20 protein-coding genes are annotated in these 24,144 nt (G+C 27.6%); 13 read left to right on the forward strand and 7 right to left on the reverse strand.

Annotated elements, in window-relative coordinates:
- The first annotated feature begins 110 nt into the window (after positions 1 to 110).
- Genes QIA22_RS04670 through miaA form a run of 9 tightly spaced genes read left to right on the forward strand, consistent with a single transcriptional unit; the run spans position 111 to position 7,485 of the window.
- Positions 111 to 263 carry a hypothetical protein gene (locus QIA22_RS04670; RefSeq protein ID WP_301612215.1) on the forward strand — a complete coding sequence of 51 codons (153 nt, stop codon included), beginning with the start codon at positions 111 to 113 and terminating at the stop codon, positions 261 to 263.
- 3 nt (positions 264 to 266) lie between these two features.
- The gene (panF, locus tag QIA22_RS04675; RefSeq protein WP_417281428.1) at positions 267 to 1,658 is read left to right on the forward strand and encodes a sodium/pantothenate symporter; all 1,392 of its coding nucleotides are present in this window, start codon (positions 267 to 269) and stop codon (positions 1,656 to 1,658) included.
- Between the two features lie 8 nt (positions 1,659 to 1,666).
- Positions 1,667 to 2,614: a pseudouridine synthase family protein gene (locus tag QIA22_RS04680; protein ID WP_301612143.1), complete on the forward strand. Its 948-nt coding sequence runs from the start codon at positions 1,667 to 1,669 to the stop codon at positions 2,612 to 2,614.
- Positions 2,583 to 3,530 (forward strand): hypothetical protein, encoded by a 948-nt coding sequence (locus tag QIA22_RS04685; RefSeq protein WP_301612144.1) that lies wholly within the window; start codon positions 2,583 to 2,585, stop codon positions 3,528 to 3,530. The genes QIA22_RS04680 and QIA22_RS04685 overlap by 32 nt, the downstream gene beginning before the upstream one ends.
- Entirely contained in the window at positions 3,520 to 4,926 is a 1,407-nt protein-coding gene (murC, locus tag QIA22_RS04690; protein WP_301612146.1) for a UDP-N-acetylmuramate--L-alanine ligase, read from the forward strand. The genes QIA22_RS04685 and murC overlap by 11 nt, the downstream gene beginning before the upstream one ends.
- Before the next feature lie 10 nt (positions 4,927 to 4,936).
- A complete protein-coding gene (locus tag QIA22_RS04695) occupies positions 4,937 to 5,803 on the forward strand; it encodes a YicC/YloC family endoribonuclease (RefSeq protein ID WP_301612147.1) in 867 nt (288 codons plus the stop codon).
- Positions 5,800 to 6,342: a (d)CMP kinase gene (cmk, locus tag QIA22_RS04700; RefSeq protein WP_301612148.1), complete on the forward strand. Its 543-nt coding sequence runs from the start codon at positions 5,800 to 5,802 to the stop codon at positions 6,340 to 6,342. Before QIA22_RS04695 ends, cmk begins: the two co-directional genes overlap by 4 nt.
- 35 nt (positions 6,343 to 6,377) lie before the next feature.
- On the forward strand, positions 6,378 to 6,578 hold the full coding sequence (locus QIA22_RS04705) for a DNA-directed RNA polymerase subunit omega (protein WP_301612150.1): 201 nt from the start codon (positions 6,378 to 6,380) through the stop codon (positions 6,576 to 6,578).
- Complete coding sequence (gene miaA / locus QIA22_RS04710) at positions 6,565 to 7,485, forward strand: tRNA (adenosine(37)-N6)-dimethylallyltransferase MiaA (RefSeq protein ID WP_301612152.1); 921 nt, start codon at positions 6,565 to 6,567, stop codon at positions 7,483 to 7,485. The genes QIA22_RS04705 and miaA overlap by 14 nt, the downstream gene beginning before the upstream one ends.
- Positions 7,486 to 7,626: 141 nt before the next feature.
- Here miaA and QIA22_RS04715 read toward each other — a convergent pair whose 3' ends face one another.
- Positions 7,627 to 7,998, reverse strand: a complete 372-nt coding sequence (locus tag QIA22_RS04715) for a hypothetical protein (protein WP_301612153.1) — start codon at positions 7,996 to 7,998, stop codon at positions 7,627 to 7,629.
- Between the two features lie 80 nt (positions 7,999 to 8,078).
- Here QIA22_RS04715 and QIA22_RS04720 point away from each other — a divergent pair, with 80 nt between their 5' ends.
- Positions 8,079 to 8,624, forward strand: a complete 546-nt coding sequence (locus QIA22_RS04720; protein WP_301612155.1) for a hypothetical protein — start codon at positions 8,079 to 8,081, stop codon at positions 8,622 to 8,624.
- Here QIA22_RS04720 and QIA22_RS04725 read toward each other — a convergent pair.
- The 4 genes from QIA22_RS04725 to topA form a co-directional block, all read right to left on the reverse strand.
- Positions 8,617 to 9,399, reverse strand: coding sequence for a phosphodiester glycosidase family protein (locus tag QIA22_RS04725; protein ID WP_301612157.1), 783 nt, complete (start codon positions 9,397 to 9,399; stop codon positions 8,617 to 8,619). The two genes, QIA22_RS04720 and QIA22_RS04725, sit on opposite strands and share 8 nt — an antisense overlap.
- The gene (locus QIA22_RS04730; RefSeq protein ID WP_301612159.1) at positions 9,392 to 9,907 is read right to left on the reverse strand and encodes a hypothetical protein; all 516 of its coding nucleotides are present in this window, start codon (positions 9,905 to 9,907) and stop codon (positions 9,392 to 9,394) included. The genes QIA22_RS04725 and QIA22_RS04730 overlap by 8 nt, the downstream gene beginning before the upstream one ends.
- Positions 9,908 to 10,035: 128 nt before the next feature.
- Positions 10,036 to 12,504 (reverse strand): ATP-dependent RNA helicase, encoded by a 2,469-nt coding sequence (locus QIA22_RS04735; RefSeq protein ID WP_301612161.1) that lies wholly within the window; start codon positions 12,502 to 12,504, stop codon positions 10,036 to 10,038.
- 2 nt (positions 12,505 to 12,506) lie between these two features.
- Positions 12,507 to 15,059 (reverse strand): type I DNA topoisomerase, encoded by a 2,553-nt coding sequence (gene topA, locus QIA22_RS04740; protein ID WP_301612163.1) that lies wholly within the window; start codon positions 15,057 to 15,059, stop codon positions 12,507 to 12,509.
- Between the two features lie 74 nt (positions 15,060 to 15,133).
- Here topA and QIA22_RS04745 point away from each other — a divergent pair, with 74 nt between their 5' ends.
- From QIA22_RS04745 to QIA22_RS04755, 3 genes are read left to right on the forward strand one after another with little or no spacing between them, the layout of a single operon-like run.
- A complete protein-coding gene (locus tag QIA22_RS04745; protein ID WP_301612164.1) occupies positions 15,134 to 16,375 on the forward strand; it encodes an exonuclease SbcCD subunit D in 1,242 nt (413 codons plus the stop codon).
- Entirely contained in the window at positions 16,362 to 19,208 is a 2,847-nt protein-coding gene (locus QIA22_RS04750; RefSeq protein ID WP_301612165.1) for an AAA family ATPase, read from the forward strand. The genes QIA22_RS04745 and QIA22_RS04750 overlap by 14 nt, the downstream gene beginning before the upstream one ends.
- A 33-nt stretch (positions 19,209 to 19,241) precedes the next feature.
- Positions 19,242 to 20,177, forward strand: coding sequence for an ROK family protein (locus QIA22_RS04755; RefSeq protein ID WP_301612166.1), 936 nt, complete (start codon positions 19,242 to 19,244; stop codon positions 20,175 to 20,177).
- Positions 20,178 to 20,193: 16 nt separating this feature from the next.
- Here the strand turns inward: QIA22_RS04755 and QIA22_RS04760 are convergent, their stop codons facing one another.
- Positions 20,194 to 21,018: a hypothetical protein gene (locus tag QIA22_RS04760; protein ID WP_301612167.1), complete on the reverse strand. Its 825-nt coding sequence runs from the start codon at positions 21,016 to 21,018 to the stop codon at positions 20,194 to 20,196.
- A complete protein-coding gene (gene ileS, locus QIA22_RS04765) occupies positions 21,012 to 24,140 on the reverse strand; it encodes an isoleucine--tRNA ligase (protein WP_301612168.1) in 3,129 nt (1,042 codons plus the stop codon). The genes QIA22_RS04760 and ileS overlap by 7 nt, the downstream gene beginning before the upstream one ends.
- Positions 24,141 to 24,144 lie beyond the last annotated feature (4 nt).

Below are 24,144 nucleotides of genomic sequence, written 5' to 3' on the forward strand. Positions count from 1 at the left end.
TATATTATATAATATACGTTATATTTGAATTTATAAATTTTAATGTCCTTTTGTTAAGGTTGTTTTAAATGAAAAATAGGATTTTGTACGCTGTATTATTGTATGTTTTTATGTTTTTATTGTGGTTTTATTTTGCCTATTTTATTGACACATCAGCTACTATATTTAATATTCCTTTGTGGTTTTTTGGATCAGGAATTTTATTCCCCAGTATAAATTTTTTTTTGGTTTGTTTTTTTATTTTAGCAATTAGTAAAACTTGATACATTGTCGATAATTTTTTTGTTTTTAGATTTAAAAAGAAAAGAAATAGAGGTAAGTTTTTGTTATTAAATAAATATTTTCTTGCAAATCGAAATATTAATTTTATTGTTATGGCTTTGTTATTTGCTTCTAGCTATATTAGTGCTAGTAGTTTTATTTCTGGTCCTTCTGCTGTTTATCAGTATGGGTTATCTTTTATATTATTAGCTACCATACAAATTCCCACAACTTTAATTGTTTTTGTTATTGTTGGTCAGAGATTAAATCGCGAATCAAAAAAAATTAATGCAATTAATATTATTGATTATATTAGGCATAGATATGAAAGTGATTTTTTAGCGTTAATTAGTGGATGTGTATTGATTTTTTTTTCAATGTTTTTGATTTCTGCCCAATTAATAGGTGGTGCTAAGCTTATAGAAGTTTTTTGGGGTATTGACTACGTAGTTGGTCTTTTGTTTTTTGCCTTATTAATTTTTATTTATGTATTTTTTGGTGGCTTTAAGGCAGTAGCTTATACGGATTTGATTCAAGGACTTTTAATGCTAGTTTCATCTGTTATTTTGTTTTCTAGGATATTAGATTTGGGAGGAGGTATTAATAATTTATTCAAAACAGCAACATCTAGCTTAGATAAAAGCCTTTTATTTCCTTCAAATGTTGACCTAAAGCCACAATATATAATTTCTTTTTGGATCTTAATAGGAATAGGAATATTAGGGCAGCCTCAGATTGTTAATAATTTTATAGCATTTAAAGATGAGAATGCTATAAAGTTATCTCTTCCCATTTCTACTTTTATTATCAGCTTTTTAATTGTTTTGATGCATTTAATAGGGTTTTTTGCTGTTATTCTTTTTCCGGATTTAAATCCAAATGATAAAGTTGTTTTAAATGTAGCTTTAAAAGTTTTAAGTCCTTTTTATTGTTTTATGTTTTTTATGGGTCTTTTATCTGCAATAATGTCTACGGTAGATTCAAATTTGCTCTTAATGACATCTGTTTTAATAAAGTCAATATTTATTTATAAAAAAGATTTAAAAGAAGATGCAAAGGTTAGCAGGATAATAATGATTTCTAATATCTTTTTTATTGCAACAATACTTATATTTTCTCTCTTTCCTCCCAATTTTTTATTCTTTGTTAATATTTTTGCTTTTGGGGCTTTGGAAGTTTCATTTTTTCCCATTATTGTTTTTGGACTTTATTTAAATTTTGTAAGCAAAATGGCAGCTTTTGCTTCTATGTTTTTAGGTTTAATATTTTATTTGTGCATTTTACTCTTTGGTTTAAATATTTGGTTTTTTCACCCCGTTTTTCCATCATTTTTTGTTTCTATATTTACATTTTTAATAGTTAATTTTTTTTATAAAAAAAATAGTAAGGCTTGTTAGGGATATTTTTGCATTTGGATAAGTATATTTTGTTAGAAGTACTTGCTAATGATAATGGCAAGCGACTAGATTCAATTTTGATTAAAATTTTGAATTTTTCTAAAGCGCGGATAATAAAACATATTAGAAAGGGTGATATTAGGCTGAATGGCCTAAAATCACATTTTTCATGCAGAGTTTGCAAGGGTGATAAAATTTATTTATATAAATCTTTAGCCCAAAGTTTGAACTTAATTGTGGATGAATGCTTTAAAAGCAATATTGACTTTGAATGTATTCGAAAAAGAATAATTTATGAAGACAGCGATTTACTTGTTTTGGATAAGCAAAGAGGCATTTTAGTTCATGGAGGTAAAAATTCTCTTGATTTTTTAGTGAATGCTTATCTTTTAAGTCAAAATTTAAGATCGCTAAGCTTTAAGCCCTCTGCAGTTCATAGGCTTGATAGAAATACTTCTGGTATTGTTATTTTCGCAAAAAATATAAATACAGCAAGAAAGCTAAGTGCGGCGTTTAGTGGCGGATCTATAATTAAAAAATATTTTGCAATACTTTTGGGCGAGGTTAAGTCAACTGTTGTTTATAAAAATTATTTATTTAGAAATAAAAGGTTGAGAAAAACTTTTGTTTTAGAGGATAAAGGGGATATTAATGCAATTACAAAGGTTAGTCCAATATTATCTTCCAAAAGAGCTACTCTTGCCGAGATTGTTATTGAAACAGGCTTTACTCATCAAATAAGGTCTCAGTGTTCCTTTAACAATCATCCTTTAATTAATGACAAGAAATACTATGAGAAATTCAAAAAAAGCGATTACTTTTTACATGCTTTTTTGGTAAAATTTAATGGAACATTCTTTAAAAAGAATGAATTTTACTCTAAGCCTAGTTTAGAATTTTTAAAACAAGTAAAAGATATTTTTGATGTCTATGAATTTTCAGAATTTTTCAAGTGATTTTTTTTTAAAAAAAATATTAAGCAAGGTTAAAAACTTTGCAACTAGCATTAAGCATAAATTTGTTAGAGTTAAAGTGTATGCATTAGTAGGATCTGCTGGAACTGGCAAGAGCTTTAGATCGCATTTGGTAGCAGATAAATATTCAATACCTTTAATCATTGATGATGGGGTGTTAATTAAAAACATGAAAATTATTGCTGGAAGTTCTGCTAAGTTTGAAGATAATGTTTTTAAAGCAGTAAGGCGATCTGTATTTGAAGATGATGATCATTGCAGAGAAATGCTTGAAGTACTTGCAAGAGAAGAATTTAATAAAATATTAATATTAGGAACAAGTCTTAAAATGATAGATAAAATAATTTCAAGACTTTTGTTGCCAAATGTTTTTAAGATTATTTACATAACAGATGTTTCAACCAGACAGGAAATAGAAAAAGCAAGGATTTCAAGGCAAATGGGGGAGCATGTTGTACCAGCAGCTGCTTTCGAAATAACGTCTATTAGACCCAATTTGCTATTAAATTCAATTAAAGTTTTTTTTAAAAGTGGATGGTTCTTTGCTAGGAAGAAAAATTATATTCGATCTGTTGTAAGGCCCCATTTTTATGAAGAAGGGGTTTTATCTATTTCTAAGAGAGCTGTAAGGCAAATTATTGAACATTGTGTTTCTGAGTATGATAGAAATTATATTGTTTATGATCTTAAAATCAAAAAAGATGGCAACAATTACCTTTTTAAGCTGTTTTTAAATATTCCTCTTGGAAATAACTTGCTTAATAATACTGAAATGCTTAGAACTTATATTATTACGAACGTACTTAAGTATACAATAATTAATATATTATCTATTGATATAGTTATACATAAATTTTATGACAAAAAAGATTATTTAGAAGAGAGTTATGAAGGTTGATTTTGACAATTTGAATAATATTTTTTTTGTAGGGATTAAGGGTGCTGGGGTTTGTTCTCTGGCTTGTTTTTTAAATTCAAAGGGGTATTGTGTAGAAGGAGTAGATGTCTCTGATAAATTTTATACTGATGAAATTTTAAATAATAATAAAATATTTTATTATGAGAATATTTATGAATTTTCATTAAAAGAGCTTGATAGGTCTTTTGATTTAATAGTATATTCTTCAGCTTATAATAAGGATAGTTTGCAAGTTTTGCTTGAGGCAAAAGAATTAAATATCCCCATTTTATCTTATCCTGAGGTTCTTGGTGAGCTTTCTAGAAAGTACTATAGCATTGGAATTGCAGGTTCTCATGGTAAAACTACCACTACGGCGTTTTTAGGTATTCTTTTTAATAAATTAGGATTAAATCCTAATGTTATTGTGGGGTCAAGTGTTAAAGATTTTAAAGATAATTCTTCAATAGCAGGTATTAGTAATATTTTTATTGTAGAGACTTGTGAGTATAAAAAACATTTTTTGAATTTTAGCCCCAATATGCTTATTTTAACCAATATTGACTATGAGCATGTTGATTTTTTTAAAAATTATGAGGCTCTTGAAGACGCTTTTTTACAGTATATTAATAATTTGAAGAAAAATGGAATATTAATAATTAATTCAGATGATAATAATTTGCTTAAAATTAAAAGGCAAATTAACAGAAAAGATATAAATATTTTTAGCTTTGGATCTAAAGATTTGTCTGATTTTCAAATAAGTAATATTACAGTTAAGAGTGAATATTTTTGTTTTTCTTTTTTAGGTTTGTTAAACGTTGAGCTTAAGACTGTTTTATTTCATAATGTATTAAATTTTTCAGCAGCTCTTTTGGCTTTAAATCTTTTTTTAGAAAGCAATGGAAAGTCAATTTTTGATTTTGAAGAAGCAGTAAAAAGAATTGCAAGAAATTATAGTGGTATAAAAAGAAGGGTTGAAGTTGTTAAAGAGGAAAATGGAGTGATTTACATGGACGATTATGCTCACCATCCCAGAGAAATTAAAAATACCCTTTTTGGTATTAAAAATTTTTATAAGAACAAACGTATAATTTTGGATTTTATGCCCCATACATTTACAAGAACAAAAGAATTTTTTGCTGATTTTGTTGAAGTTCTAAGTGTTGCTGATATATTAATTTTGCACAATATATATCTTTCAAATAGGGAGAATTTTAATCCAGATGAACTTTCTTTTAAATTGTTTTTAAATATTAAAAAAATAAATAAAAATACTTATTTTTTTAAAGATGTCAAAGACTCTATTGACTTTATAAAAAGTTTATTAATATCAGGAGACTTGTTTATTACAATGGGCGCTGGAAATAATTTTATTTTACACGATTTTCTGTAAGGGTGTTATAGTGAAAAGTATGACGGGATTTTTTTATTTGGAAAAGATAATTGGTAACTATATGTTTAGTGTTAATTTGAAATCTTATAATGGAAAGTTTTTAGAATTTAAATTTAGGTTACCAGAAATTTTTTCCGGCTATGATCTTGATATAAGAAATTTGATTTCAAAATATATTAGCAGAGGCAATGTTTTTTTAAATGTAGGATATAAAGAATTGGTTCCTCGTGTGAATTTTGCAGTTAATCCTAATTATATTGAGGCTATTTCTAGACTTAGAGATTCTTTGGCGCATACCAATCTTAATATTAAAAACGAACTAAGTTTAGGTGATTTTTTATCATTAAAGGGAGCTTTGATAATTGATGAGGATAGTGAGCATCAAGAAGAGATCTATGGGTTGTTTAAAGGTGTTCTAGAGGAAACCTTATTCCATTATAATAATGGAAGAAGTTTTGAAGGAGAGAATACTAAATCGGATATCGTGTCAACTCTTGCGTTAATAGAGCGGGACCTTAAAATTGTTAAAGATGCTTGCAGTGATATAAATGTCAGATTATTTGCAAGCATTAAAGAAAATATCTCTAAATTAATGGATGAATTTAGAGATTTAAGCATTGCAGAAGAGGCCGCTAAAATGGCAATTCGTTTAGACATTAATGAAGAGATTATTCGTTTGGATTCTCATATAGAAGCTTTTTATAAAAATCTTGAATATGAGATATGTGGCAAAGTTCTTGAATTTATTTCTCAAGAAATGCACAGAGAAATAACAACTATGAGTAATAAGGCAGTTGATCTTGATATTAAGAATTTGATTTTGAATATGAAGTTAAATTTAGAAAAAATAAAAGAGCAAATAAGGAATGTTGAATGAAAATAGCACTTTCTGGTAAGAGTGGTTGTGGTAATACTACTGTAAGTGGCATGATTGCCAAACATTACGGTCTTGAGTTTATTAATTATACTTTTCATGATATTGCAAGAGAACATAATATCCCTTTTTCAGAGTTTTATGAAAAAGAGATAATAGGAAGAGATGATTATTATTGGGATAGGTATCTTGATAATAGATTGTCTATGCTTTCTAAAAAAAATAATACAGTGCTTGCTTCTCGTCTTGCTATTTGGATTTCTAAGAGTGCTGATTTAAAAATATATCTTTATGCTAAAATGGAAGTTAGAGCTGAAAGAATAATGACTAGAGAGGGGGGCATGTATTCTGATGTTTTAAGCACTACTTTTAGTAGAGATGAAAATGATAAAAAAAGATATTTAGCTATTTACAATATAGATATTGATGATTATTCTTCAGAGACCGATTTAGTGATTGATGTTACAAACATTAATCCAAATGAAGCTTTTGAATTAATTAGAGATGAAATTGATAAAAGAAACTTGAAAAAAATTAGCTAAACTTATGTGATATGTTTATTTTATAAGGAGATTAAATGACTAAAGTGCCTTTAAAAAAAATACAAGATTTTGATGGAAATTTTTATGAACTTGTTGTTGCAACTATAATGCGCACAGAGCAAATCATAGACAATATTTCTTTAGCAGAACATGCTACTTTTGATGATAAAATATTAGGACAAGCTTTTAATGACATTTTAACTGGTAAATTTAGCTATTCAATTGAAGGAAGATAGAATAGTTTTTATTTTTGGCCCTACAGCTGTGGGCAAAAGCAATATTTTGTTTCATTTTCCAAAAAATAGAGCAGAAATTATTAATGTTGACTCTATTCAAGTGTATAAAGAGTTTAATATAGCCTCTTCAAAGCCAAGTAAAAATTTAATGAAGCATATAAAGCACCATTTAGTAGATTTTTTAGATCCCCAAAAGGAGTATACTATTGGAATTTTTTACGAACAGGCTTTAAAAATAGTAAAAGAAATAAGACAGAAAAATAAAATTCCCATATTTGTAGGGGGTACCGCTTTTTATTTTAAGCATTTAAAGGACGGATTTCCTTTAACACCTTTGGTTACTTCTGAAATAAGAATTTATGTGAACAATCTTTTAGATCTTAAGGGCAAATCTTATCTTTTAAAAGAGTTGAAAAATGTAGATCCCATTAGATTTAATATGTTAAATAAGAATGATATTTATCGCATTAAAAGATCGCTTGAGGTTTACTATCAAACAGGAATTCCTATTAGTCAATTTAAAAAAAAACAAAATATCGAGTTTAAAAATATTGTGATTATAGGCCTTAAGAGATCTTTTGAAGATTTAAAGACTAGAATATCAATAAGAATCAATGAAATGCTCAATAGTGGATTGCTTTCCGAGATTAAGGGTTTGTTTAGCAAGGGTTACAATGAAAATACCCCAGCTTTTAAAGGGATAGGCTATAATGAGTTTTTGTTATGGAAAAGTAGACCTTGTTATGGTTTAAATGATATAATAAGTTTAATAAACAAAAATTCGTTTTTATATGCAAAAAGGCAAATGACCTTTTTTGCCAAAATTTCTGATGTTTTATGGCTTCATCCAGAGGATGATTTAGATAACATTTTGAATTTAATTTTTAAAGTTGATAAGGAGATTTAGGGAGTGCCTTGCGGAAGAAAAAGAAAATTAAAAAAAATTTCTACCCATAAAAGGAAGAAAAAAAGAAGAAAAAATAGACATAAGAAAAAAAATAAATAATTTATTACATAGATCGGGCTTTTGTCCGGTTATGTAGTGGAGCTATTTAGAATGTTCAATTATTAGATTGTTGACTATATTTATATCTTTGCTAAAGATATATCTTTTAGTTCCCTTGTAATTGACTAGGATCCAATTTCCTTCAATTCCATAGCGTTCTGTTTTTTCTAGCGTTTTTTCAATTTTTACGACTTCATCTTTTCTGAGTAGAGCTGCGTAATCATAATCCAATTCGCTATTTTTCTTAGTGCTTTTACTAAGAAAAGCATAATCTTTTATTATTATACCCATTTTATTGCTAAACCCCAGAATGCTACTTTTGGGCAAATTTAATTTTTGAATGAGAGGAATTTTGTTATTGTTATTGCAGGCTAAAAGAATTAAGGATATTAAATATAATGTTTTTGTATTCATAATTTCCTTGATTTTTTATATACTATTTTAGTGTGTTACTATAATAATATAGTATTTTTTAGAATTTTTAAGGATTGTTAATGAGGAAATATCTTTTTTTTATTTTATTTCTCATATCTTCTAATAATTTGATTTTTTCTTATCCACTTTCTTTTGGTGGAGGGTTTTCTTATCAATTTACTAATTATACTGATAAAACAGGCGCCACTAAATTTGCTCCAAATTTTACTAGAGCAGATCATGGGATTAATTTAAATTTATTTTTTGATGCAAATTATGCACTTTTTGAAATGTCTTACAAAGAGGCTTTTGTTGATGCTCACAATGGTAGATATTTTTCACTTGGGCTTTATGGAACATATCCGATGGTTTTCAAAGAGCAGGTTAGAATGCTTTTCCCATTGATTGGGTTTAAATACGCTTTTGATTTGAGCTCTAATAATTTTAATCTCTTTTTTTTAAGCATGGGGCTTGCTGCTGATCTTTTTATTCCCGATCTTGAGGGTTTATACATTAGGCCTTTGTTTATGCTTTCTATATCTCCATTTTCTAATAATAAAAATTTTTCTGGGTTAACAACTGAGATTATGCTTGGATTTAATATCGGTTGGAGATTTTTCAATTAGGAAGTTTTATTCCTAAATGAAATGGGACAGATCTTTCCTGTCCAAAGATGTTTGCAGTGAAATTTAATTTGTAAGGAGCGTTATTTGATTTTACAACAAGAGTGCTTGAGCCCCCGCCATCTAGATTAATGGCGTTAGTCATGCCATAGCTTAATGCAAAATCAATGGCTTCATTAAGAGAGGCCCCTTTGCTATTATTGACACCCCTTCCTTCTATTGTAGCAAGAAATAAATACTTATTATTTTTATCAGTTCCTATTATTGTTCTTGGGTGCTTTGTTTCTTTGAAATTTTTTTTATACTTTCCGTTTTTGATTAAAACAAAAAATCCACTAAATCCATAATCGCAGTTTTCTATTTCGTCTTCTTTGGGATTTAATATAATTTTATTGTGTTTTATTACAATTTCTCCGTAGTTATTTATTTGTTTTGAAATCATTTTTTTATTATATATGTATAGTCCTTTTGGGAAAAACATGTTTTGTTTAACTTCATATGGACTTGTATTAATTGCAATGTCAACATTGTTGGAAATTAAGAAATGGCTTGTTGTTTGGCCTTTAAAGTAGTAATTGTTTAATTTTTTGTCGTAAATAGGTTTTGATATGGTGAATTTTAGATCTTTATTTTCAATTTTAACTAGAACATAATTACTATTTATGAAATAATCTCTAATAATTTTGTATTTGGCTTGTTTAGTGATTGATTTGGATAGCATTAGCCCTGAGAAAATGCTTAAAATCAATACCAGCAGTGTTAATATTTTTTTATTCATTTCTTTTTATTTTATAAGAATAAATGCTTTTGGGATAGTTTGTTAGTATGAGGTTTTTAATTTTAGTTGCTAATTTTTCATTTTTGAATTTTATAAGACTAAATATTTGATAAATTATTTTGACATCTATATTTTTTTCGTTATTTAATATTTTTTTAATTTCTTCTTCATTAATCTTATCTTCATTTATTCTTAATTTTAATGAAATGATTTCGTTTTTTATTTTTTGATTTTTGATCTTTTTTTGGTTTATTTTTTTTAAAAAATTATTAGCTTCTTTATATTTTTTTATTTTTAGATAGTATTTTGTAATTAGCAGATAATATTGTTCTAAGTCAAAATTTTTAATTTTATTTATTGTTTCTAATTCTTTTGACAGGTTATTAGTTAAATCATAAAGCATATGTAGCTTTATTAAATTTTCTATATTTTCTTTATTATTGCTCTTTAATTCAAAAGGAGAAATTACTAAAAATAATAAAACAAAAAAAAAGGATAGCCAGTTCATAATTTATTATAAACTTTGTTTTAAGAATAATGAAAATAATTTGAAATTATTGTCAGTATTGATTCTAACTTTGAAGAATGTTTGATTATTATCTTTTCTATTATAATAAGGCTTTCAAAGTTTAGTTTTTAAAAAAAGTAATTTAATTTTTTGTAAACTTTATTTATTAATTTCTTTATAAAATGTAACTTTTGTATGTATTCTTTGTTTTCTATGAGGCTTTTGATGCTTTCCATAGATTCTTCTATTGCCATTATGAAATTTTGTTTGGGTTTTAGTCTAAAATTTCCAGAATAATCTGTTTCCAATGATAAAAAAAGTGCATTTTTTTTAGAGGGAGAGCTTATAAATTGCATTGTACATTCTAAAAGATTTTTCATTTTTTCAAGTTCATTAATGTTTACACTGTTTGTTTCATATTTTTTTATATAATGCCAATCTTTTCCCATGTTTTTAACTATTTCTATAGTTTCTAAAAATTTTTTGTTGTTAAAAACCGTTATATTTTTATGCATCAATTGTATTTTAATTTTTTTCAAATCTTCATTATTTTGATTGTTTGGTTCGCTTTTTAAAATCATTTCTTTTAGCGATTCTAGGTTAATTTTTATTACATAAATGTTATTTTTGTATTCCGCTTTGAAAATTTTTTTCCCTATTTTGATTTCATTGATAATTTTTGTCTGCTCAGTATTTGCTATTTGTTTCTTTTTGTCAGATATGTCTTTATTTTTAAACTCTTCATTTATAATATCATCAACCCATTCTTTTTTTAAGACGCCAATAGATCTTGCATACATTTTTGTAGTTTCTATAATTTCCCCTGCAACAAAATATTTCACAGAATCGGTGCTAATAAGTGATCCTGGATGAATTATTACGTTTTGAGCCCTGATGGTTTTATATTTCTTTTTTGAAGTTTTAAAACAAATATAATCCCTCATTCCTTTCATTATTGATTTTAAATATCCTTCGTTGTCAAAAACACCTTTTTGTATTATTGGTATATTTAATTTGCTAACAATGTTTTCAAGTTGCATTTGTACGTTTGCTATCTCTTCAAGTCCTTGTAGATCTAAATAATTTTCCTTTGTGAAAGCTTCTTTATTTAAAGCTTTTTTAAAATCTTCAAAGATATTAACAAACCCAATTAAATCTCCCATTGGATTTTTATATTTTAAGTGAGCTTGTCTGGCTTCCATCTCTTCATTTTGGGGTAGTAGGAAAATTCCACTTGTGGATAAAAATGATAGACCTATTGTGGTTTGATAGATTGCTTGTGGATAATTTATCATTGCTTCGACTAATGCTCTTGAATGTGCAGGTATCAATGGGAATAGTATCATATATTTCCCAATTTCTGTAAGTTCGTTTTTATTGTTTATAGCATCCAGAGATTTTAATATTTTGCTTGCAGTTTGAATTGAATGTGCTGATGGTTTTGAGATAAAGTCAAAGTGGGTAAAATCTCTAATTCCAATATCTGCCATTCGCAGTACTACTTCAGATAGGTCTGTTCTATATATCTCTTCTTTTTGATAATCTTCTCTTAATTGATAATCTTCTCTTTTGTAAAGTCTGTAGCAAGTTCCTTTTGAAAGTCTTCCTGCTCGACCAGCTCTTTGAGTGGCTGATGATTTTGAAATTGGAACTTCTTGGAGCGAATAGGTATGAGTTTTTGTTTGGAATTTGTTTGTTTTAACTTTTCCACTATCTATTACTATTTTAATATTTTCAACTGTGATTGAAGTTTCTGCTATGTTTGTTGAGACTATTATTTTTCTTTTATTTTTAGGAGTAGGCATAAATATTTGCTCTTGAGCTTCTTTAGGCATTCTGCCGTATAAAGGGAATATTATTAAATTTTTTTTTGAGTTTAATTCTTGTAATTCTTTAATAGTTTCTTTTATTTCTTTCTCTCCAGATAAAAATATAAGAATATCTCCTGCTTTTTTTTCTTTTATTACGTTTAAGACAATTTCTTTTATTTTTAATATCATCCCTTTTGATGTGTTTAAAAGAGGAGGATTGTATATTATTTGTACTGGGTAAGTGATAGTTTCAATACTAACAACCGGTGCATTATTGAAATATTTTGAAAATATTTTTGTGTTTATCGTAGCAGATGAAACTATGATTTTAAAATCATCCCTTTTTCTTGAAATGTCTTTAATAAGACCCAATATAAAATCAATGTTTAAACTTCTTTCGTGTGCTTCGTCTATTATGATTACGTCATATTCATAAAGTAGTGTATCTTTTTTTAGCTCTTGTAGAAGCACTCCGTCAGTCATTAATTTGATTTTGGTTTTTGGGCTTGTAATTTCTTCAAATCTTATCTTATAGCCAACTTCTTCTCCAACATTTACGCCAATATGCTTGGCAATATATTCAGCTATTGATACTGTGGCTATTCTTCTTGGTTGAGTTACTCCAATTTTTCCTAATTTTGCAAAACCCGCCTCATAGATTATTCTTGGCAGTTGGGTGGTTTTTCCACTACCTGTTGGACTTTCTACAATTAAAACATTATGTTTTTTTAGTACTTTAATTAATTCATCTTTGTATTTATAAATTGGGAGTTTTAAATCATTCATATTTATAACAAGCTGAATACATATTTTTCATTTACTTCGTCAAGATTAATGTTATCAGGTAAATCAATCTTCTTTCTCTTAATTTTAGCATAAAATTTATCGTTTTTTTTGTAAATATATATTTTGTTGCCGATTTTGTTTTTAGAAAATGTGATTATTTTAACGATTATACCTACTTTATTGGCTCTTTCGTTGAGTAGGCCGATGGCCTTGTCTAGTGTTATGTCATATGCTTTTAAATCTTTTTTTAGTGAGCAAGCAATACTTCCGCTTTCAGTTTTAATATAATCCCCAAAAACACCAGTTGCAGCAATGATTTGTTCATTAGTTTGAGGATGTTTGCCGATTGTTTTTGGCAGTGAGAGCAATTTTAAAGCAAGTTCTAATGTTATGTTTTCAGGGTCAATTTTTTTAGTTGATGCTTTTTTTGCTTTTATTATTTTTAATTTTTTAGGTTTTCCTTTTTTTGTATATTCTTGAGGGGCATAGGTATCTTCTCCAAGTTGGACAATGTTTCCATAAATTGTATTTTTAAAGAATACATTAAGTCCTGTTAAAGGATCAATGCCGAGTATATTTGGTTTTAACTCTTTTTCATTTATTATTTTTTCTATTTCATCTTTTTTATACAAATTTTCTAATGGAGTTTTTGTATTAATTGAGTAATTATGTCCTTTGAATATCAAATAAGGTCCGTATTTGCCAATGTTTATTGTGTAATTAATGTTGTTATCATTTTTATTTTCTATGTCTTGACTTTCAATAACGGTTCTAAATTCAGAGGAATCAATTTTAGGTTCTAGTTGCATTACTGTATCTTTTAGTCCTTTTTTGCCATTATAAAACTTACTTAAATATTTTATTTTATCTAGTTTTCCTACTGCTATTTTATCTAATTTTTCTTCCATATTAGAGGTGAAATTTAGCTCAATTAGTACTGGAAAATATTTCTCAAGAAGATTTATTACAGCAGCTCCTTTTATAGTTGGCATTAAGGTGTTGTTAAGTTTGAAGGCATATTCCCTTTCTAAAAGTGTTGATATAATTGTAGAATAGGTCGAGGGGCGACCTATTCCTTCTTTTTCCATTTTTTGCACAAGAGACGCTTCTGTGTATCTAAATGGAGCCTTTGTTTCGTGTTCGCTTGTTTTCATTTTGACTATTGAAAATGTATCTCCTTTTTTAATTAAGTCAAAATTTATGTTAAGACATTCATCTTTTTCTTTAGTGTGTTTAAGAAATCCATCAAAAATTATTTTTGTAAAGCTTGATCTAAAAATTAAGTTTTTATACTTAAAAGTCAGTTTTATATTTTCTTTTATTGCATCTTTCATTCCAGAAATAATGGTTCTATCCCATATTATTTTGTAAATTTCTTTAGCGGTTTTGCTTTCTATTTCTATGGTTTCATTTGGAATAAACATTTCAGAAGGCCTTATTGCCTCATGTGCATTTTGAGCCATTTTTTCTTTTTCATAAATTCTGTCTTTTTTCTCTACATAGTCTTTCCCATATTTATTTTTTATTATTTTTGTTATTTTATCTTTTGCAATTTTAGCAATATTATGAGAGTCTGTTCTCATATAGGTAATGTATCCGTGTTCGTAAAGTTTTTGAGCGTATTGCATGATTTGTTTTGTTCCAATTTTAAGGCGCTTATTTATTTCTTGTTGAAGTGTAGAGGTAGTAAATGGCTTTGGAGGAGGTATTTTTATTTTTTTAGTTTCTATTGAAATTAATTCAATTTTTTGTCCATTTTTTAATTCTTTCTCAAGCCCTAGCATTAAATCTTGGGTTATTATTATTGTTTTGGCGATATTTTTAAGTTTTCCAGTTTCATTTATAAAGTCTTTCCCCTCTGCTATATTTTTGCCGTCAATTTCTTCTAATTTTGTTTCAAGCAACAAGTCTTTTTTCTCGTGTTTACATTGAAGTAAAATTGAATAATAATTGGCCTTTTTGAAATTTATTCTAGTTTTTTCTTTTTCTATTAATAATTTTAATCCAACAGATTGTACTCGCCCAGCAGAAAGTCCGTAGGCTACTTTTTTCCAAAGTAGAGGAGAGATTGTATACCCGTATAGCCTGTCTAATATTCTTCTAGTTTCTCCAGCATTAACAAGGTTCATGTCTATATTTCTAGTATTTTTTAGTGATTCGGTTATTGCAGTTTCTGTGATTTCATGAAATATCATCCGTTTATAATTTTTGATTTTTAATACTTCTTTTAAGTGAAATGCTATAGTTTCTCCTTCTCTGTCTTGGTCGGTTGCAAGATATATTTCATTTATTGTTTTTACTAATTTTTTTAGTTTTGATACAATTGGTTTTTTATTGCTAGGAATAATGTAAATTGGATTAAATCCATTGTTATAATCTATAGAAATATTTGCCCATTCGTATTTTTTATATTCTTTGGGGATTTCTTTTGCATTGTTTGGCAGGTCTACTATGTGCCCAATGCATGCTTCTACTAGGAATGATTCATCGAGAAACTTTTTTATTGTCTTGGCTTTTGTTGGCGATTCAACTATTATCAATTTTTTATTTTCCATAAATTCCTTATGTTTATATATTGTATTATAATATATAAATATAATTTAAGAATTAAAAAAAGTGAGAGTATTTTGTGAACAATTATAAAATTTTGCATACTTCGGATTGGCATATTGGAAAAAAAATTGAAAATTTTTCAATACTTAAGGAGCAGAAAAATTTTTTATCTTTTCTTTTAGAATTTCTTAAAAAAGAAAAGATTGATCTTTTACTTGTTGCTGGGGATGTTTATGATTCTAAAAGGCCTGGTTTTGAAGAGCAAAGATTGGTGAATGATTTTTTTTATGAGCTTTCTTTTACTTCTTGTAAATGGTGTGTGGTTATTTCTGGGAATCATGACAAAAAGGATTATTTAAGTATAAATAAAAAACTCCTCTCACGGTTTAATTTTTTTTTAATAACAGAATATGATTCTGATGAGCAAATAGTTTTATTAAAAGATAATGGAAATCTTAAGTTTATTGTTGTTTGTCTTCCGCATATAAATGAAAGGCTTATTTTGGGGCAAAATTTTGATAATATTTTTGAATTAGAAGATCAGTCTTCCAGTAAGCTATTTCTTGAAAATTTAGAAAATGCCTACAGAGAAAAGATATCAAATTTATCTAATTTTTTAGAAAACAAGTATAAAGAAATTCCTAAAATATTAATGGCGCATTCTTTTTTTGGCAGCAGTAAAAAGATTGATACCCTGGGAGGTAGTTATATTGTTCCTTTTAATGTTTTTGGGAATAGTTTTTCTTATGTTGCCCTAGGGCATATTCATAAATTCATGAAGCTAAGAGATAATATTGTTTATTCAGGATCTCCCATGCAATATTCATTTAATGAGTCTTGCGATAAATACATAAATGTTTTACATTTTAATAACAATAAATTAATCTCGCAAGAAGCATTTTCGGTGCCGATTTTTAATAAATTAATCTTTGTTAAAGGTTCTTTGAATGAAGTTCTTGACTTTTTTGCTAATTTCAAAAAAGAAGAGTCTTTTACTATTTATTTGAAAATTGAACTTAATGAGGCAGTTGATACTAGCGCTGAGGAGACCATTTATGATTTAGCAAGGCTTAATTTTATGAATTTAGTTTCTATTTCCTATTCTTTACCCTCAAGCCAGGATTTTCAAGACGATTCTAACTTTATTGGAGAACTTGAAGTGCTTGAAATGGATGAAAAATATTTTTTTGAGAAAAAGTTGAGACGAGATTTTGAGAACGGCGTTATTAGGGATATCAGATTTAATGAAGAAGAGCTTATTTCTCTTTTTAACGAGGTTTTAACTAACGGATATTTGGGTGAATATGAGGATAAATAAGCTCATATTTAAAAATATTGCTTCTTATAAAGGTGAGCACGAGTTAAATTTTGATACACTTCTTTTAAGGCAATCGGGCATTTTTTTAATTTCTGGCAATACTGGAGCAGGCAAAAGTACTATTTTAGATTGCATAACTTTGGCGCTATATGCTCGTGTTTACAGACTTGGAAAAAAAATTGTAGACATTATATCAAAGGGCGAGACTAGCGCTTACGTTAAATTAACGTTTACTATTTCTGGCAAGATTTATGAATCTTTTGTTGAACTTAATGTAAAAAATATAGAAACCCCTAAGAGCATGTTGCTTAGTTGTTTTTTTGATAACAATATTATTGAGGGTAGAACCGATGTTTTAGAGTATATTAAAAGTCTTTGTCGATTAGACTTTAACCAATTTTGTCAAACTGTAATTTTACCACAAGGCAATTTTCAAGAATTTTTAACGTCAACTCCCAAAGATAAAACCGCAATAATTGATAATATTTTTAATTTGAAAAAATATGATAATTTGGAATTTTATTTAAAAAGTGACTTCGAGCGCACAAAGTTTAATATAGATAAATTGTTGAATTCTGAATCTTATGAAAAATCAATTCTTGATTATGATGAGAGTGAGTATAAATCCCTTAAGGATTATTTGGATTTAGTTAATATTGATCGATTAGAAATTGATCTTGAAAATGTTAGAAGAGCTATTTCTTTATGTAATCAGGCGATATCGGCTAATGAGAGATATTTGGGGTTGGAAAGTGAAATGTCTTCTCTAGAGAATCAATTATCTTATCAGGTTGAATATCTAAATTCTTTGGAGAGGGATTATTCTGTTCAAAAGAAATTAAAAGAAAATTTGGATTTAGATCGGAAAATTTATTTATGTTCAGATTTTTGGAATTTGAAAAATCTAGTTGCTATGCAAGGTGACTTGTTTAATGATAGCAGATCGCTTGATTTAGAACTTTCAAAAGTAATGAGTAATTTAAAAGAAATTAAAGATTTGGATAGCGATAATTTTAATTTTAGTTATGTTAAGGAGCTTTATAACAAAAATTGCAATCTTTTTAATTTAAAACTTGTTGAGAATGATTATCAAAGCTTGCTTTTAAGGAAAAATAGTCTTGAAGATGAAAAAAAAGAATTATTAAGGTCTCAGAGTAAAAAAAATGATGAGATTAAAAGCATTTCTTCTGATAAATCTAATTTTGATTTTGACAAATATGTTTACTATGAAGCATTGAAATTGTTTCAAGCTTTTAATGATGAGTTGATTTCAAAATATAGAGATAGGTTAGAATTTTTATTAAAAGTTGCTGAGAAAGAAGGTTTTAATAAAAATAAGGAAAAAAATATTATTAAGATTGATTTATATAAGGAGTTGTTAAAATATCTTGATGATAAAAATTTTTCTATTGAGAGCGATAAAGAAAAACTAAAATATATTGAGGCTGAATATAAAAATTATCAACATAAAGATAAATTATCAATTTGCAGCTTGAAAGAGCTTTACGCTTTAAATTCAAAACTTCATTTAATACAAAATCAACTTGATGAGCTTAAATATCAAATATCTTGCAGACAAGAAGAAATCTCTAAGCAAGAGGCTAATGTTTTAGAGTTTAAAAATAATAATGCTGAGATTTTAAGATTGATTGGAAAAAATTTATTTGACAAATACATAAGTTATTTTGACAGAGAAAAAATTTTAGCATTTGAAAGTAAATTAGAAAAGCTTAAACAATTTAAGGTTAGGGAAAAAGATTTAAAAATTGAGATTTCTTTGAAAAATAAAAATTTTGATCAAAATCTTTTAAAGATTAAGGATTTATTATTAAAGCTTAATTTAAATTTAAGCTTTAATGATTATTCTTCTTTGGAAAGGGAATTTAATGTTGTTTTGGCTAAGCAGAAAAGTATAGAAAATGAATGGAATATGCTTGTTTTAAATCTTAAAAATTTAGAAGATTTAAAAATTAAAACCGAAACACAAATTAAATTTATAAAGGAATCCATATTGACTTTAAAAGCGAGATTAAATGAAGAGCAAAATAGTTTTATTAATATAATTTCAAATTTAAAAAGTGTGTTTTTTAGCTCATTTTCCTTTGAATTAGAAGCTGCTTTAGAGCAAATTAATAAGAATAGTTTGTATTTATTGCAAGAATTGAGTTTGTCAATTAGCTCTAAGCTTGAATTTTTATCCAGAGATATCGAAAAGTATAAAATCAAGCTTTTAAATTTTCAAGCTCTTCAAAAAAAGATCAATCAGCAAAAAATTAATTTAGACTTGCTAAGAGGTGAATTAAATCTTGCCAAAGAAAGGAAAGATAAGCTAGATGTTTTAAGGAAGGTAGTTATTAGATCTTCTGGATTGAAATATTATGTTCAAACTTTTTTAATTAATGATATTTTAAGGTTGGCAAATGAAAAGTATTTAAGGTGGATTTTTCCTGATTTTGAGCTTAAAACCAATAAAGAGAGCAAGGAGTTTGATTTTTTAATTGAAGACAAAAAAGATGTTAATAAAATAAGGACGGTAAAAACTTTGTCTGGTGGTGAGAAATTTCTTGTGTCTTTAGCCTTGTCTTTAGCTTTATCTGATAAAATAAGGGATAGTGAGTTGAAAATAGAAGCTTTTTTTCTAGATGAAGGGTTTGGCAATCTTGATGAGGATACTTTAGCTCAAGTTATGCCTAAGCTTTCTAAGTTTCAAATGATGACCGGACGACAAATTGGCATAATTTCTCATGTTTCTTATTTAAAGGAAATAATTAAAGCGCAAATAGTTATAAACAAGATTTCTAAAATTTCTTATATTGCTATGGAAAATTTATAATCATTTATGTACAATTAGGCTCTGAGGATAGATATGAAACGATATTTAGCGATTGATATTGGCGGGACTAGTACTAAATATTCGCTTGCAGATTCAAGTGGTGTTTTTTTTGATAAAAATGAAATAAGCACAGGCGCTACTTCTGATGAACAAGTAAATATTTTAATTAATCTTATTAATTCTTACAAAGAATCAAATGATATAGCGGGAGTTGCAATTTGTATTCCTGGGTTTGTTGATCTTAAGGGAAATGTTCTTAGGGTAAATGCTATTTCTGGATTTGTTAATTATCCTTTAAAAGAGCGATTAGAATCTTTAACCGGAATAAGTACAGAGATTGAAAATGATGCTAATTGTGTAGCTTTGGCAGAAAAATTTAAGGGCAATGCTATTGACTCTAATGATTTTATTGCTATGACTCTTGGCACAGGAATTGGTGCTGGAATTTTTGCAAATGGCAAGCTTTTAAGAGGAAATTCTTTTATGTCCGGAGAGGTTGGATTTATGATTACTAGAGGTATTAGTAATAATATTCCTTTTAATTGTAGATGGGAATCCATTGCTTCTGTTTTGGCCTTAAGGAAAAGAGTTGCTATGCGATTGGGAAAGCCTTTAAAAGAAATTTCAGGAGAATTTGTTTTTGATTTAGCTGAAAATGGAAATATTCATGCCAAAAATGAGGTTGAAAGATTTTTTGAAAATTTATCATTTGGTATTTTTAATTTAATTTTTATTTTAAATCCTGAAAAAATTTTGATCGGAGGAGGAATAAGTGCAAGGTCTGATTTAATAGATAGAATATATGAGAAATTAGAAAATTTATGGTCTTTAGAAATGGCTTTTGATAATAATAATAATATAAAAAATCTTGTAACTCTTGAGCCCACTAAATTTAATAATGAATCTGGTAAAATTGGAGCCTTGTATCATTATTTTACTTGCAAAAGGCAAAATAATATCTCATTTTAATGGAGCGATAAAAATTTTAGGTTTGAATATTTGAAGCCAGCTTTTCTATAAGGCTTTCAACACTAGATTTTTGAATATTAAATTCTATTTCTACTGTATTTTGGTCTTTTATTGTGGTCTTTATTTGGCTTGATATTGCGAGATTAGTCATGTTTGCTAAGACGGTTGGAATTAACTTTTTTGACAATATTTTTAGTATTGGTGGGTTATTTGTTTTGATTAGGGATTTAAAAATATATTCGTTTTGATTTAAGCTATTTATAGACAAAGTTCCGCTACTAAAAGGGATTAAATTTTTGCTGTTTGCCATTTGGTTTGGGAGCAATAATGCTGAATCTTGAATCCAAAAAAACATCTCATTTTTTTCTACTTCCCCAATATATTTTGTTGTTAGTATATTATTGTCTTTTACGGGTTTATCTTTTTGGGTTATTGTAATACTGGTTCTAGCTTTATTTGGAATAATGTATATGTTTGAATTTTTAAGTTTCCATTTTGGATTTGTAAGTATATTTCCTATTGATTCTGTATTTCTATTTTTATGAATTCCCCAGAAAATATCTTTTGGGAAATTACCCATTATTAGTATAGCAAAGTCGTTGTTTTCTTTCTTATAACTAAAGTATAAATCGCTTACAAGCCCGAGTGCGGATTTATATTTAGGGCCTAAAGAGTTAAAAATAGACCTGTTTTTAATTAAATTTACATGGGCATATAAGTTTGCGTCAGGCAAAAGCTCCATTAAGTAATTTAGATTTTGTTTTGGAGGACTGTAATGCAGGCTGGCGCATCCCACTATGAGGCATGAAATGGTAATTATTTTTGTTAATGTTTTTAGCATTTTTCAATTCCTATTAGTGCAAATATGTCATCGGCAAGGTTTATTTTTTTTTCTAGCTTACTTTTGTTTAATATGATATTTAACGCCAATGTTTCAGTTTTAATGTATTTTTCAAATTTATTTAGCATTTCTGTTAAAGCCTCATTATTTTCTATGTACAAATTTATTCTATCGCTAACATCAAAATTTTTTTCTTTTCTTAAATTTTGTATTTGTCTTACAAATTCTCTTGTAAGTCCCTCCAAGTACAACTCTTTAGTGATTAGTGAGTCTATTCCTATTGTAATGGATTCTTCATTGATTACTTTTAAGTTCTCTTTTTCTTCTCTTTCTAATATTATATCATTTAATGATAAATAATGCTTTGTATTGGCTACTTTTATCTCGTAAGATGTTCCATTTATTATTTTTATTATGTCTTCATTTTTTAGTTTGCTAATCTTAGTAGATACCGCTTTCATATCTTTCCCAAGCTTTTTCCCAAGTTCTTTAAAGTTTGCCTTTGCTTTGTAAGTTATAAGCTCCTCTTCGTTAGTTTTTATTTTCATTTCTTTTGCATTTATTTCATCTAATATTATTTCTTGCATTTCCATTAGCATATTTTGTTCGTTTTGATTTTTTGTGACGATATATATTGTACTAATAGGCATGCGTATTTTTATATTATGCAATGATCTAAGTGATCTTGCCATCGAAGTTATTTTTCTTGCAAGATTTATTTTTTCTTCAATTGTTTTGTTAATGAAATTTTCATTTGCTTTTGGATAATCGTTAAGGTGTATTGATTCTTTATCCCCATCGGTTTTTAAATTTTGATAAATTTCTTCTGTTATAAATGGAATAAAGGGTGCAAGTAAAATCATTAAAGTTTTGATTGCATAATATAATGTTTCGTAGGCATCATTTTTGTCTTTATCGTTTTCTGATTTCCAAAATCTTCGCCTTGATCTTCTTATGTACCAATTGTTTAATTTATCTATAAATTCAAGTAAAGATTCTATTGACTTTGTTAGATTGTATTTGTCTATTTCTATATTTAGTATTTTTTTTAGGCTTTCAAGTTCGCTTATGATCCATTTGTCAAGGATATTGTTTTTAACTAGGTTTAGATTTTTTGGAGGTTTGAATTTATCAATTATTGCATAAGTTGTAAAAAATGAATAAGCGTTCCAAATGGGTATTATTATATTTTTAAGAACGTCTCTTACTCCGTTGTCGCTATATTTTAAATCATCAGCTTTAACTACAGGGCTCATTATTAAATAAAGCCTTAAAGCATCAGCTCCAAAGGTGTTTATTACCTCCATTGGGTCTGTATAATTTTTAAAGGATTTTGACATTTTTCTTCCATCGCTTGCAAGCACAAGTCCATTTACAATGACGTTTTTGAATGCTGTGTTTTCAAAAAGAGAAGTTCCTAGTATTGTAAGAGTGTAAAACCATCCTCTTGTTTGATCTAGACCTTCTGCAATAAAGTCAGCAGGAAATATATTTTTAAAATTACTTTCGTTTGTGAATGGGTAATGGTTGCTTGCGTAAGGCATTGCTCCAGATTCAAACCAACAATCAAGAACCTCGCTTGTTCTGATAAATGTGCCACCGTCTTTGCTTGGCCAGGTTATTTTATCTATTTGGTCTTTGTGTAAGTCTTCAATTTTTTGACCGGATAGAGCTTCAAGCTCTTTTTTTGATCCAACGCAAATTTTTTTTCCTGTTTTTGAGCATATCCAAATTGGGATTGGATTTCCCCAAAATCTATTCCTGCTTATTGCCCAATCTTTTGCATTTTCTAACCATTTCCCAAATCTTCCTTTTTTTAAATGAGCTGGCATCCAATTAATTTTTTCATTTACTTCTAAGAGTTTGGTTTTTATTTTTTCTACATTTACAAACCATGAGCTTATTGGTCTGTAAATAATTGGGCAGTTTGTTCTGTAGCAAAATGGATACCTGTGCAGATAATTTTCTCTTTTGAATAAAAAATTGCGTAATTTTAGGTTTTCTATTATTTTTTTATCAGCATCTTTTACAAAAAGTCCTTTAAAATCTTTTACCTGATTTGTAAATTTACATTCAGCATCTAAGGGATCTATTATGTCGACATTTGTGTATTTTTTAAGTATTGTATAGTCTTCTTCTCCAAAAGGAGCAAGATGAACGATTCCTGTTCCATCGTCAGTTGTAACATAATCGGCTGTGTGCACCTTGAAAGCCCCTTTATCTTTTTGTTCTAAAAAGTAGTTAAAAATAGGTTCATATTCTATGCCTTCAAGCTTATTTCCTTTGAATTTTTCTATAATAGTATATGAATTTTTATCATCATAATAGCTATTAAGCTTTTTTGATCCAAGTATTAAAATTTCTTCTTTTTTTTTGTCAAAAATTTTAGAATATTCTATTTCTTGTCCTACTGCAATTCCAAGGTTTGAGGGCAATGTCCAAGGGGTGGTTGTCCATACTAGTAAATATTCGTTTTTATCTTTGATTTTAAATTTTATTGTTAATGATGGGTCATTGACCTCTTTGTATTCTCCAAGGTTCACTTCGAAATTTGAAAGTGGAGTTGCAAGTTTTGGGGAATAGGGTAGTACATAGTAACTTTCATAAATTAAACCTTTGTTATAAAGATTTTTAAATACCCACCATACGGATTCCATGAAGTTTATATCCATAGTTTTGTAGCCTTTTTCAAAATCTACCCATCTTCCAAGCCTCAAAATTATATTTTTCCATTCTTTTGTATATCTGAGTACTATTTTTTTACATTCTTTGTTAAAATTTTCAATACCATAATTTTCTATTTCGTATTTGCCAGAAATTCCCAATTTTTTTTCTACTTCGTATTCAACAGGTAACCCATGAGTATCCCATCCAAAATTTCTTTTAACATATTTGCCTTGCATTGTTTTATATCTTGGAATTATGTCTTTTATTGTGTTTGGAACAAAATGTCCAAAATGAGGAAGTCCTGTTGCAAAAGGCGGTCCGTCATAAAATGTAAATTCTTCACATCCTTCTCTTTGCTTTATTGATTTTTCAAAGATCTTATTGTCATTCCAAAATTTTAATATTTTTTCTTCTATTTTAGGAAAATTTGCCTTGTTTTCTACTTTTTTAAACATATTA

The sequence above is a fragment of the Borreliella kurtenbachii genome (assembly GCF_030437945.2).
Taxonomy (GTDB): domain Bacteria; phylum Spirochaetota; class Spirochaetia; order Borreliales; family Borreliaceae; genus Borreliella; species Borreliella carolinensis.